The organism is Nocardioides sp. (assembly GCF_024509035.1).
Classification (GTDB): Bacteria; Actinomycetota; Actinomycetes; order Propionibacteriales; family Nocardioidaceae; genus Nocardioides.
In genome coordinates, this window is sequence record NZ_JANINT010000036.1 from 1 (window position 1) to 12,396 (window position 12,396).

The following is a 12,396-nucleotide window of genomic DNA, read 5'->3' on the forward strand; positions in this document are numbered from 1 at the left end:
CGCCATCCGCGCAGCGACGTCGCCCCCGCCGCCAGCCGGCGGTCGAGCTCCGCCAGCGTCTCGACGTGGACGACACGACCGCGGGTGCGCTTCACGCGTCGAATCTACGTTGACCCGCCCGAAACTTTCGGGCGGGTCAACGTCTTAGAAGGCGTGCGCCAGCAGCTCGCCGAACAGGTCGTGCTCGTCGACCTCGAGCCCCCGCGAGCGGAACCAGCCCACGACGTTGGTGCAGTCGCGCATCAGGAACTCCATCCCGTTGACGTTGCCGACGAGGTCGACGACCTGGGGCAGGTCGATGATGACCAGCCGCTCCCCGGCAGCGAGGATGTTGTACGGCGACAGGTCGCCGTGCACCACCCCGTGCCGGACCAGCTCGGCCATCGCCTCGCGCAGCTGCTCGTAGTAGGACTCCAGCAGCGGCCGGTCGGGGCGGGTCTGGGCCAGCCGGGGCGCGGTCTGGGTGCCGTCCTCGCCCTCGACCGTGATCCACTCCATCAGCAGCTCCGTGCCGTCGAGCTGGACGGGGTAGGGGACCGGCAGCCCGAGCTGGTGGCAGCGCACCAGCGCCTCCCACTCCGCCCATGCCCACTGCCCGGCGGCCACCGCGCGACCGTGCGCGGTCTTCTTGGCCATCGCCCGGGCATCGCGGGTGTTGCGGGTCTTGCGGCCCTCGGTGTACGCCGTGGACCGGTGGAAGCTGCGGTGGTCTTCGCCGCGGTAGCGCTTGGCCACCATCACCACGGCCTGACCGGTCGGGTCCGCCAGCTCGTCGCTGCCGGGGACGGCGCGCTCGAGCAGGAACGCGTCGGCCTCCTTGCCGGTCTTGAGGATGCCCAGATCGGTGTCGATGGCGGCCTGGGAGGTCACGACCCAGTCGGGCCGGGGCTCCGGACCGCGGCAGAGCGGTTCGACGCTGAGCCAGGTGGACCAGCGCTGGGTGTCGTCGTCGAGGTCGTCGTAGGCGGTGAAGTCGAAGACGAAGCGAGGATCGAGCTCGGGCCCGGGGTCAGGCTGGGGGTCGGACAGGTAGTGCGTGAAGTCGTGAGACATCGCGGTGGGTGCTCCAGGAGATCGAGAGGGGGTGGTCTGCGGACAGGCCAAGGACAGTCGTGGACATGTCACGCTCCTCTCGATCGAGCACCCGGCACGCGCCGGACGGCTGCCCCGAGTCTCGGGGGCGGCGTACCAGCGCCGCAACCGAATAAAGAGTGACGGCCCGCCCGGGGGTGCACCGGGCGGGCCGCCTGATCGGGGGGACTCAGCGGGGGATCAGCAGACCGAGTCCGTCGGCTTGGGGTTGGACAGGCCGAGCAGGGGCCGGAAGGCGAGCCCCACGAACGTGCCGACGATGGCCATCACGCCCCACAGCCAGCCGTGCAGGCTGAACGACGCGATGCCGCCGAAGTAGGCGCCGATGTTGCAGCCGAACGCGATCCGCGCCCCGTAGCCCATCAGGATGCCGCCGACGACCGCACCGATCGCGAGCCGCGCCGGCACTCGGCGGTGCAGGACGAAGGCGCCCGCCGCGGCCGAGGCGATCAGTGCGCCGACGATGATGCCGAGGTCCATGACGGAGGTCTTCTCGCCCCAGACACCAGCCTGGTACTTCGCGAGATTGGCGGGGTCCTGCCAGAACGTCCACTGCAGCACGTCGACGCCCACCAGGTCGAGGATCTTCGATCCCCACATGGCGAACGCGAAGGTCACGCCCCAGGCGCCACCGGAGATCCACAGCGTCAGCGCGTTGAGGCCGGCGAGCAGCAGCGCGCCCACCCACAGCGGCCAGGCGCCGCGGACCACCCGGGCCGGGCCGACCGCGGCCGGCGGGGCCTCGACCGGCGGCACCGAGCGTCTGCGGGCCAGCAGATAGGTGACGCCGACGATCGCGGCCATCACGAGCAGCGACACCGCCCACGCGCCGAGGTAGCCGCCGAACGTGTCGGCCAGCGACACGGGAGCGTGGCTCGGCAGGTCGTTGGTCCACCACGGGAAGTGCAGCGCGCCGATCGTCGACCCGGCGACGAAGCCGCCGAGCGTCAGCAGGATCGCGGTCTGGCCGCTGCCGATGGCGAACAGCGTGCCCGAGGCGCAGGAGCCCCCGAGCTGCATGCCGACGCCGAACAGGAACGAGCCCACGAACAGGCCGAACCCGATCGGGGCGAGCGTCGGGGAGGCCGGCGCGTCGCCGTACGACGCCCCGGTCGCGAGGATCGGGGCGAACAGGGTGCAGGCCACCGCCAGCATCAGCATGTGCGCGCGCAGCGCCTTGCCCTGGCGTACTGCGACGAGCTGGCGCCAGGCGGAGGTGAAGCCGAACCGGCTGTGGAACAGCACGAACCCCAGGGCGAGGCCGATGCCGAACAGGATCGCCGGCACCGTGCCGGAGACGTTGAGGACGATGCCGCCGAGCACGAGCGCGGCCACGAGGCCGACGACGACCACGCGGGCCTGAGGCGGCTCCGCGACGGGTGCGGGGGCTGGGGCTGCGGTGTCGACGCGGCGCCCGGTGCGGGCGCCCAAGCGGTCGGTGAGGGACATGACGGTTCCTTTCGGAGGGTCAGCGCGCGGCGAGCGCGCCGACGGGGGTGACCGTGCCGCCGGGGAACCAGGCGACGGTGGTCTCGTGATTGGCGTGCCCGTCGGAGGCGGGCAGGTAGGCCGCCCGGGAGGCGGCATAGAGGGTGAGCGGGTCCGGATCCCCGCCGCGGGCGCTGCGCCAGGCGACGTACGACGACGCTGTCGGAGCCTGGCCGGGGAGGTAGCGAGCCAGCACCTGGCTGAACTCCTGGGCACCCGGGTCACGGATGTCGAAGTCCAGGCCGATCACCGCGCCTGCCGTCGAGTCGACGACACCGGGGGCGAGCAGCCACGGCGCGAGCCAGGTGCCGTCCGAGCGGATCGGCTGCTCCCGCAGCGGACGCGAGGACACGGCAGCCAGGTCGCGTGCGGCAGCGGTCCAGCCGCTCAGGACGAGCAGCGCGTTGCGCTCGCCCGGGGCGGCGTCCGGGGCCACGATCGTGACGCCTGCGGCTTCGGCCGCACCACGCACCAGGTCGAGCGCCGCGCGGCTGCGGGCCGAGTCGTCGTGCTCGACGGCGAGCTCCTCCACCCCGCGCGACGCGAGGGTCGCCACGGTGGCGCGCAGGGCCTGGGCGTCCGGTGCGTGCAGCCCGTCGGAGGGACAGGTCGTGGCCGCCGACCCGCCGGCGAGCACGGCCGCGGTGGCGGCCGTCAGGCACTCGGGTCCGTCCGGGCCGGTCCACGCCGTCGTGTCGGGACGGTCGGTCCCGGTGTCGACGGCGAAGGGCAGCCGGTGCTCGCGACCGTGGGTGACCAGCACCGTGCCCGATCCGGCAGGCAGGTCGACGACCGCCCAGAGGCCGTCGGTGCCCGGCCGGGGACGCGCAGGGACGAGGTCGTCCTCGGTCGTGCCCACGAGCACCGGTGGGTCCGACCGGCGGTGCTCCTTCTCGTGCTGGTGCAGGCTGTCGACCCGCACCAGGTTCGGTCCGGGGCGTGCGGGCGCCACCGTCACGGTGAACGTCACGTCGTCGTGGACGAGCCGCTGGACGCTCGGCACGCCCGGGGTGCGGGTCCCGCCCAGCACCTGCTGGCCCTCGCCCCTGGCCGACCACGCCTGCTCGAGCGCGTCGCCGCCACGCCGGGGGCCGTCGTGGCCACCACGCGCGGAGGCGAGCACCGCACCGCCCACGAACAGGATGGCGACGGTGGTCGCCACGACCACCGCCCCGACCGCCCGGGGGCGGGACCGCGCTGCTCGGTCCCGCCCCCGGGTCTGGTCACTCGATGTCGTCATCAGCGGTGACGAACAACATCGAGTGCGGCTTCGCCGGCCCCCAGTCGCCGTGCGGCCACGACGTCCGGTCGAAGTCCAGGCACGCCTCGCCGGTGAACTCGTCGGCGAAGCTCTCGTCGAGCGCGAGGGTCTCGTCGTCCTCGACGTCCGCCAGGCAGACCCGGTGGTCGCCGTTGAGACCGGTGCGGGCCACGAAGTAGTTCGAGTACGCGAGCCGACGTACGTCGGTGGTCTCGTGGTACTTCCCGTCCGAGCCCAGCTCGAGGTTGTCGAGGGCGCCCCAGTGCGGTCCGCCCGGTGCCGGGAGGGTGTCGACGATCGTCGGGCAGTCCGCCTCGGCGCCGCCGTCCTCGATCTCGGCGGTCCGGTCGATCGCGCACTGCGGGCTGGTGCCCGACGCGAGCAGGTCCTGGATGTCGAGCTTGAGGATGTACGGCGGGGAACCCGTGTCGGCCCCGGAGGGCTGCCGGCCCATGATCGCGACGTAGAGGTACTTGTCGTCCAGACTGGTCTGGGTCCACCCGGCGTTGGAGCCGCCGCCGTAGAAGTCGCTGTCGGGGTCGGTGAACTTGTTCGACGTCGTCAGGTCGAAGACCTCGCGCCACTCGGGCTTCGCCGCGGTGATGTCGGGCGTGTAGTAGATCGCGCCGCCCTGCATGGTGCTGGCGAACGCTCCCTTGTGGCCGGGCAGGTTGGTGACGGTGGTCTCCATCGCCGCCCGCGGCTCCTCGTGGTGGGGCACCTTGCCGACGCGCGGACCGTCGGGCAGGAACGAGACCGACTTGAGCTTCGGGTGGTCGAGGTCGGAGATGTCCCAGGTGCGGACCGTCGGCCGGCGCAGGTACGAGGAGGGCGCCTGCACCGGGTTGAGGATGATGTTGCGCGGCTCGTTGTAGTCGCTGGTGATCAGCGTGTCGAGGTCCTCACGGGCTTGGATGCCGTGCGGGTTGGCGCACGTCGCGGCCGCGAGCTGCGGGATGTTGTCGCAGCGCTGCTCGTTCTCGGCGGTCTCCGGGGTCGCCGGAGCCTCGAAGACGGTCTTGCCGTTCTCGTCGAGCCGCACCAGCTCCCCGGGGGAGCCGGCGAAGCCGTTGCCGATGCGGGTGGTCCCGTCGGAGTAGGTGCACGGCCCGGGAACGTCGGGCCCGCCCATGTAGGTCCCGAACGCGCCGCCGTCTTTGGTCACCCAGTAGGCGTCGGGCACCGAGCCGCACAGGGTGTCGGTCGGCAGGTTGACGTGCTTGAGCTCCAGCGCGGGCAGCTTGCTCGTGTCGAGCACGTAGGTGACGTCGGTGAACAGGCCGCCCGCGAAGATGTTGTTGCCCTTGTGCCAGATGTACTGCATGTGGTGCGGCTCGTTCTCGACCAGCGGCCCCACGGTCACGGTGTTGACGACCTTGCCGTACGTCGAGGACCCCTTGGTCGCGTCGACGACCGCGAAGAAGTCGGGGCCGATCTGGTCGCCCTTGCCCAGGAGGTCGGGGGTGATGACGTCGGGCAGGTTCGTCAGCTGCTTGCCGGTGCGGTCCAGGACGTTGTTGTCGCCCGCCCACACCACGAGGTACTCGCGGCGCAGACCGTCGTCGGGCACGCCGCCGCCGCTGCTGCCGCCGCCCAGGATCGGCAGCTGGGGGACGACGTCCCCGAGCCCGAGGTCCTGGAGCACCGTGGTCGGCACCAGGTCGGTGCGCAGGTGGTTGGTGAGCCAGTAGGTCTCGCCGTCGCCGCCCAGGACCTTGGAGGTCTGGCCGACGATGTCGCTGTTGAACAGGCCCTGGATCATCGCGTTGAGCGCGGCGATCGCCGGCCCGGCGATGTCGACGGGCTGACCCGGGTCGCTGGTGCTGCCCGGGTCGTCGTGGGCGGACGCCGAGCCGGCGATGCCCAGGGAGCTGGCCAGGGAGACGGCCAGGGTGGTCGCGGCGCTCGCCGCGAGCAGCCGCCTGATCCGGGAGCGGGATCGGGCAGGCCTGAGTCGATGCTGGTTCAAGTGCTTTCCTCCGAGAATGGGGCCCCATGTAGCCCTGCTTGAACGTGTGGCTCGAGCGTGTGGCTCGAGCGTGCGGCTCGAGCGTGCGGTGGTGCGGGTCAGCTCAGGCGGCGGCACCTCCTTCGGTCGTGGTCGGGATGCCGAGCTCGGCGACGCGGTCCCAGGCGTCGTCGACGTGGACGACGCTGCGGCCGTGGCGCTGGAGCACGCTGGCGGCGATGCCCGCGCGGTAGCCGGATCGGCAGTGCACCCACAGCTGGCCGGCGGGCAGGCTGTCGGCGGCGACGTCGACGTCCTGCACGGGCAGGTGCACGGCGCCGGGCAGGTGGCCGTCGTCGTACTCGTCGCGCTGGCGGACGTCGACGACGACGCGCGGTCCCTGGTGTGCGCGGAACTCGGCCCAGTCGGCGCGTCGGTAGCTCGCGGTGAGCGGCTCCTCGCGATCCAGCACGTGGATCGCCGGGCCGTCGATGCCGATGGCCGCGAGGTCGCGCAGCGCCGAGGTGATCGGCTCGGGGGAGTCGCAGAGCAGGACCAGGTCGTCGTCCCAGGGCACCAGCCAGCCGACGTACGTCGCGAACTGGGTGCCGTACTCCACGCTGACGGCGCCCGGGAGGTGTGCGGCGGCGAACGTGTCGCGGCGGCGCAGGTCGACGACCCACGCACCGGCGAGGACGGCGTCGGTGACCTGCTCGGCGGTGACCGGTCGGCCGGGGCGGGGGAGCGCCCGCCCGGCGCCGGCGCGGTTGAGCGGCGCCATGTGACCGTAGTAGCGAGGCACCGGTCCGAAGCCGGCGACCAGCTCGGCGACGAAGCTGTCCTGGTCGACCACCAGAGCGGGGTTGGTGCCCCGCTGCTGGCCGATCGTGAAGCCGCCCCCGCTGTCCGGGGCTGTCGTCGCCGTGCCCGCACAGAAGCTGCCGAACCCGTGCGTCGGGTGCAGTCGCGTCGCGGGGTCGAGCTCGCCCAGCCGGCGGGCGCTGGCCCATTGCTGGCGTGCCAGCTCCTCGGTGAGTCGTGCGTCGACGAGGTCGGTGCGACCGACGCTGCCGTGCAGCAGGCTGCCCCCGCTGAACAGCGCGCCCGGTACGTCGCCTGCACCGGCTTCGCGGACCAGGAACGCCTGGTGGTGACGGGTGTGGCCTGGGGTCGCCAGGACCGTCACCTCGAGGCGGCCGACCGGCACGACGTCGCCGTCGCGGACGCCGATCCGCTCGAAGTCGACCGGCTCGTCGGCGGCGAGGAGGTGGTCGGCGCCGTGGCGGCGGGCCAGCCCGGGTGCCCCGGACACGTAGTCGTTGTGGACGTGGGTGTCCGCGACGGCAGTGATCTCGACACCGGCGGCCTCGGCGACGCTCTCGATCGGCGCGAGGTTGCGCGGGGGATCGACGACCAGTGCGTGCCGACCGTCGTGGACGAGGTGGCAACGGTTGCCGAGCTCGGGTACCTCCAGTGTGACGACGTCCATGCCACTCCTTGTTCGTTACTAAAGTCGATTGAATTAATAGAGTTATAGCACCGAGATCGTCGTGTGGCGACCCCGGGCCCGGCACGTCGGCCGGATCGGTAGGTTGCAGCCGTGCTCTCCCGCCGTCTGGCCGCGTTCGCGGCCTCCGCCGTGCTGTCGACCGCCCTCGCCGTCCCGCCCGACGTCGTGGCAGCGGCCACCTTCGACGCTCCGCGCGGCTCGGTCGGGATCGGCGACCCCTACTTCCCGCTCGACGGCAACGGCGGCATCGACGTCCGGTCCTACGACATCCACGACCGCTACCGGTTCGCCGAGGGCCGGCTCTCGGGGTGGACGGCGGTGCGGCTGACGGCGACCGCGGCGATCTCGGGGTTCAACCTCGACTTCCTGCTCCCGGTCTCCCGGGTGGAGGTCGACGGACGTCGCGTGACCTTCGACCAACGCCACCACGAGCTCTCGGTCGACGCCCACCTCGCCGCCGGCGAGACCGTCCGAGCCGTCGTTCGCTACTCAGGGTTCCCGGGGCGCTATTCCTACGAGGGCGAGAGCAACTGGCTCGCCGACCGGCACGAGGTCGTCGCGATGAACCAGCCCCACATGGCCCCGTGGTGGTTCCCGGCCAACGACCACCCGCTCGACAAGGCGCGCATGCGCGTCTCGATCACCGTGCCACGGGAGATGCAGGTGATCGGCAACGGGCGCCGGGTCGACCGCACCGTGCGTCGTGGGCTCGCGACGACGACCTGGGCGGCCGACGAGCCGATGGTGCCCTACCTGGCGTTCTTCGCGGCGGGCTCCTACGAGGTCGCCAAGGGCACCGCCCAGGGCCGCCCCTGGCTCGTCGCCGTCTCGCGGGGCCTCGGGACCGCCGCGCAGCGGGAGGCGATGGGCCTGATGATGCAGACGCCGGCCCTGCTGCACTGGCTGGAGGGCGTGATCGGCCCCTACCCGTTCCGCCAGGTCGGAGGCCTCACCACCAGCCTGCCGGTCGGCTTCGCGCTGGAGAACCAGACGCGTCCGACGTACCCGTTCATGGGAGACGGCCCGGGCGCGGTGCGCACGGTGGTCCACGAGCTCGCGCACCAGTGGTACGGCGACTCGGTCGCGATCGCGGGGTGGAAGGACATCTGGCTCAACGAGGGCTGGGCCACCTACTTCGAGAACCTCTACGTCGAGACGCACGGCGGCGCGACGACCGACGACCGGCTGCGCGAGCAGTACGCCGGCATCCCGGCCGACGACGCGTTCTGGGACCACGAGGTCGCGGACCCCTGTCCCGACCACGACCGCTGCGTGGGCCCGATCTTCGCCGACTTCGTCTACGAGCGTGGAGGGATGGCGCTGGCCGCGCTCCGCAACCGGATCGGCGACTCCGCGTTCACCACGCTGCTGCGCCGGTGGGCGGCCGACCGCGAGGGCGGCAACGGCAGCACCGAGCAGTTCGAGGCGCTCGCCGAGGACGTCAGCGGCGAGGACCTCGGCCCGTTCTTCGACGCCTGGCTGCACTCCACGACCAAGCCCGCCGACACGGCCGCCAACGGACTGGGCTAGGTCTCACCCGGCGCTCAACCGAGCAGTGGCTTCACGGCCTTCGCGAGCACGCTGGGCAGCCGGGTCACGGACTCCTCGGCGTCGGCGAGCGTCATCGCGCGCAGGCCCGCGTTGATGCCGAGCCACCGCAGGGGCTCCGGCTCCCACGCCGGGGAGCGGTGGCCCACCCACGGCAGCCGGGTCAGGTCGGTGTCCTGGCCGAGCACCAGGTCGCGCAGCGTGCGGCCGGCGAGGTTGGTCGTGCTGACCCCGTCGCCGACGTACCCGCCCGCCCAGGCGAGCCCCGTCTCGCGGTCGAGCCCGACCGAGGCACACCAGTCGCGGGGGATGCCGAGCGCGCCGCCCCAGGCGTGGGTGACGCGGGTGCCCGAGAGCACGGGGAACAGGTCGACCAGCGTCGCGTAGAGCCGCGCGAACACCGCGTCGTCGCGGTCGAACTCCGGTCGGATCCGCGACCCGAGGTGGTACGGCGCTCCCCGGCCACCGAACACGAGCCGGTCGTCGGCGGTGCGCTGGCCGTAGACGATCAGGTGGCGATGGTCGGTGAACGTCTCGCGGCGCGCCAGCCCGATCTCCTCCCAGGTCGCCGGCGAGAGCGGCTCGGTCGCGATGATCAGCGAGTAGACCGGCACCAGCGTCCGCTCCTCGCCGCGCAGCCCGGCGGTGTAGCCCTCGGTCGCGCGCACCACGGTCGCGGCCCGGACGTCGCCGTCGGCCGTGTGGGCTCGGCCCGGCGCGATGGCCCGGACCCGGGTCCGCTCGTGGATGGTCACGCCGCGCCGCTCGACCACGTCGGCCAGGCCCCGGACCAGGCGTGCGGGGTGCAGCGCCGCGCAGTCGGGGGTGTACGTCGCCCCGACGGTCCGGCTGCCCCGCAGCACCGCGGTGGCCTCGTCCCGGTCGAGCAGCCGCACATCGTCCTCGTCGCGGCCCCACCGTCGCGCCTCGGCGACCTCGGCCTTGGCGCGGCGCCACTGGGCGCGGCTGCGGGCCAGGGAGATCGTGCCGCCCTTCGCGATGTGGGCGTCGATGCCCTCCGCCGCGGCGACGGCCACGACCTCGTCGACCGTGTCGCGCATGGCGCGGTGCTGGGCCAGGGCCCCGTCGCGATCGGCCAGCTCGGCGAGCGTCTCGAGGGAGGCCGGGAAGAGTGCCGAGCACCAGCCGCCGTTGCGGCCCGACGCCCCGAAGCCGGCCGTCTCGGCCTCCAGGACGACGATCCGCAGGTTGGGGTCGGCCTCGGCGAGGTAGTACGCGGTCCAGAGGCCGGTGAGGCCCGCGCCGACGATGGCGACGTCGGCGTCGACGTCGCCCGTGAGCCCCGGCCGCGGCGTCCAGTCGGTGTCGACGGTGTCGTGCCAGAGCGACAGACGCTCCCAGTGCGGATCGGCGTGTGGGTTCAGCGCACACCCCACGAGTAGGTCTGCTTGCGCAGCTGGAGGTACATGAAGGTCTCGGTCATCGCGACGCCCTCGATGGCGCGGATCCGACCCGAGATCAGCTCGAGGAGGTGCTCGTCGCTCTCGCAGACCACCTCGACGAGCAGGTCGTAGGAGCCGGCGGTGACGACGACGTAGTCGACCTCGTCGAGCGTCGCGATGGCGTCGGCGACCGGCTCGAGCGCTCCGGAGACGCGGACGCCGACCATCGCCTGGCGGGCGAAGCCGAGCTCCAGGGGGTCGGTGACGGCGACGACCTGCATCACGCCCCCCTCGATCAGGCGCTGCACGCGCTGGCGCACCGCGGCCTCCGAGAGGCCGACCACCTTGCCGATCGCGGCGTACGAGCGCCTGCCGTCTTGCTGCAGCTGCTCGATGATCGCCTTGGAGACGTCGTCGAGCGAGAACGCGGGACGCCCGGACTTCCTGGTGCTCATGGCGGCATGGTTCCGCAGCCGGACGCTCGGGTCAAAGGTCTCGGCCGGCGCGGAGACAAGCGATTTCGTTGCGAGCATGTTTCTTATCGACGGGATCGCTTGTCGAACCCCCTCTCGCGTGGCACGATCCGAGCAATCCAGCCCGAAGGGAGTCGCATGGCGGAGTCACCGGTGCCGCGGCGCGGAGTGTCGCGCCGAAGCGTGCTCAAGGGCGGCGGAGCCGTGGCGTTCGCCGGCCTGAGCCTCGGGGCGCTCAAGCTGCCGTTCTTCGGGACCGACGGTGCCCAGCAGGACCCGACGCAGTGCCGCGCCCGTGACCTCTCGGCCGAGCAGCGCGACCTGGTCATCTCCAACTGGCCGCAGTACATCGACCCCAAGGGCAACAAGAACGGCACCTATCAGCGGTTCCAGAACGAGACCGGCATCAGCGTCACCTACAACGACGACGTCAACGACAACTCCGAGTTCTACGCCAAGGTCCGCAACCAGCTCGGCTCCTGCAAGCCGATCGACCGCGACATGATGATGCTGACCGACTGGATGGCGGCGCGGATGATCGGGCTGGGATGGATCCAGCCGCTCGACAAGGACAAGGTCCCGAACCTGCACGCCAACCTGATCGAGCCGTTGCGCGGCCGCCAGTGGGATCCCGACCTCGAGTACCACGCGCCGTGGCAGAGCGGCCTGACCGGCATCGCCTACAACGCCGCCAAGACCAGCGAGGTCAAGAGCTTCGAAGAGCTCATCACCCGCCCCGACCTCAAGGGCCGCATCACGCTGCTCTCCGAGATGCGCGACACCATGGCGTTCCTGCTCAAGGTGACCGGGGCCGACCCGGACGACTTCACCGACGACGAGTGGAAGAACGCCATCGACCGGCTCCGCAAGGTCGTGGCCAGCGGTCAGGTCCGCGCCTTCACCGGCAACGACTACACCCAGGACCTCGCGGCCGGGAACATCCTCGCCTGCGAGGCCTGGTCGGGCGACGTCATCCAGCTCCAGCTCGACAACCCCGACATCAAGTTCGTGGCGCCCGAGGAAGGCCTGTCGCTCTGGAGCGACAACATGATCATCCCGAACCTCGCGACCCACCAGGCCAACGCCGAGAAGTGGATCGACTACTACTACGAGCCCGCGGTCGCCGCGAAGCTCGCGTCCTGGGTCAACTACATCTGTCCCGTCGTGGGCGCGCGGGAGGAGATGGAGAAGATCGATCCCTCCCTGGTCGACAACGAGCTGATCTTCCCCGATGACGCGATGCTGTCGGACACCTTCGACTTCATGCCGCTCGATGATCAGCAGCAATCCGAGTACGAAGGAGACTGGTCCGATGTCACAGGTGGCTGAGACGGCGGCTGCCGTGAGCGACGACGCGTCGTACGACGGTCTGCGCCTGCGCAGCGTCACGAAGTCGTTCGGCGGGTTCACCGCGGTGAACGACCTCGACCTCGACGTGCCCAAGGGGTCGTTCTTCGCACTGCTCGGCCCGTCGGGCTGCGGCAAGACGACGACCCTGCGCATGGTCGCCGGCCTGGAGACGCCGACCTCGGGCACGATCCGGCTCGCGGGCCAGGACATCACCTACGCCAAGCCCTACAAGCGCCCGGTCAACACCGTCTTCCAGAGCTACGCGCTGTTCCCGCACCTCGACATCTACGAGAACGTCGCCTTCGGGCTCAAGCGCCGCAAGG

Annotated in this window: 10 protein-coding genes; 3 read left to right on the top strand and 7 right to left on the bottom strand. The window is 71.7% G+C overall.

The annotated features are described in order from the left end of the window. Positions 1 to 144: 144 nt before the first annotated feature. The 5 genes from Q0L15_RS03555 to Q0L15_RS03575 form a co-directional block, all read right to left on the bottom strand. Positions 145 to 1,053: an RIO1 family regulatory kinase/ATPase gene (locus Q0L15_RS03555; RefSeq protein ID WP_296602296.1), complete on the bottom strand. Its 909-nt coding sequence runs from the start codon at positions 1,051 to 1,053 to the stop codon at positions 145 to 147. A 219-nt stretch (positions 1,054 to 1,272) separates the two neighbouring features. Then, positions 1,273 to 2,541, bottom strand: a complete 1,269-nt coding sequence (locus tag Q0L15_RS03560; RefSeq protein ID WP_296602297.1) for a YeeE/YedE family protein — start codon at positions 2,539 to 2,541, stop codon at positions 1,273 to 1,275. Positions 2,542 to 2,560: 19 nt separating this feature from the next. Further along, entirely contained in the window at positions 2,561 to 3,742 is a 1,182-nt protein-coding gene (locus Q0L15_RS03565; RefSeq protein ID WP_296602298.1) for a hypothetical protein, read from the bottom strand. A gap of 61 nt (positions 3,743 to 3,803) precedes the next feature. After that, positions 3,804 to 5,810 (bottom strand): hypothetical protein, encoded by a 2,007-nt coding sequence (locus Q0L15_RS03570; protein WP_296602299.1) that lies wholly within the window; start codon positions 5,808 to 5,810, stop codon positions 3,804 to 3,806. A gap of 103 nt (positions 5,811 to 5,913) precedes the next feature. Then, positions 5,914 to 7,278 (bottom strand): MBL fold metallo-hydrolase, encoded by a 1,365-nt coding sequence (locus Q0L15_RS03575; RefSeq protein WP_296602300.1) that lies wholly within the window; start codon positions 7,276 to 7,278, stop codon positions 5,914 to 5,916. 111 nt (positions 7,279 to 7,389) lie between these two features. On the opposite strand from Q0L15_RS03575, the gene Q0L15_RS03580 reads away from it, so the two are divergent. Beyond that, positions 7,390 to 8,829, top strand: a complete 1,440-nt coding sequence (locus tag Q0L15_RS03580) for a M1 family metallopeptidase (RefSeq protein ID WP_296602301.1) — start codon at positions 7,390 to 7,392, stop codon at positions 8,827 to 8,829. A 14-nt stretch (positions 8,830 to 8,843) separates the two neighbouring features. Here the strand turns inward: Q0L15_RS03580 and Q0L15_RS03585 are convergent, their stop codons facing one another. Further along, the gene (locus tag Q0L15_RS03585) at positions 8,844 to 10,244 is read right to left on the bottom strand and encodes an FAD-binding oxidoreductase (RefSeq protein WP_296602303.1); all 1,401 of its coding nucleotides are present in this window, start codon (positions 10,242 to 10,244) and stop codon (positions 8,844 to 8,846) included. After that, positions 10,229 to 10,705 carry an Lrp/AsnC family transcriptional regulator gene (locus tag Q0L15_RS03590; RefSeq protein WP_296602304.1) on the bottom strand — a complete coding sequence of 159 codons (477 nt, stop codon included), beginning with the start codon at positions 10,703 to 10,705 and terminating at the stop codon, positions 10,229 to 10,231. Before Q0L15_RS03590 ends, Q0L15_RS03585 begins: the two co-directional genes overlap by 16 nt. A 156-nt stretch (positions 10,706 to 10,861) precedes the next feature. Here Q0L15_RS03590 and Q0L15_RS03595 point away from each other — a divergent pair, with 156 nt between their 5' ends. Both Q0L15_RS03595 and Q0L15_RS03600 read left to right on the top strand, forming a co-directional pair. After that, positions 10,862 to 12,052, top strand: coding sequence for an extracellular solute-binding protein (locus tag Q0L15_RS03595; protein WP_296602306.1), 1,191 nt, complete (start codon positions 10,862 to 10,864; stop codon positions 12,050 to 12,052). Next, the coding region (locus Q0L15_RS03600; RefSeq protein WP_296602307.1) for an ATP-binding cassette domain-containing protein at positions 12,036 to 12,396 on the top strand (361 nt) is incomplete at its 3' end. The genes Q0L15_RS03595 and Q0L15_RS03600, both read left to right, overlap by 17 nt.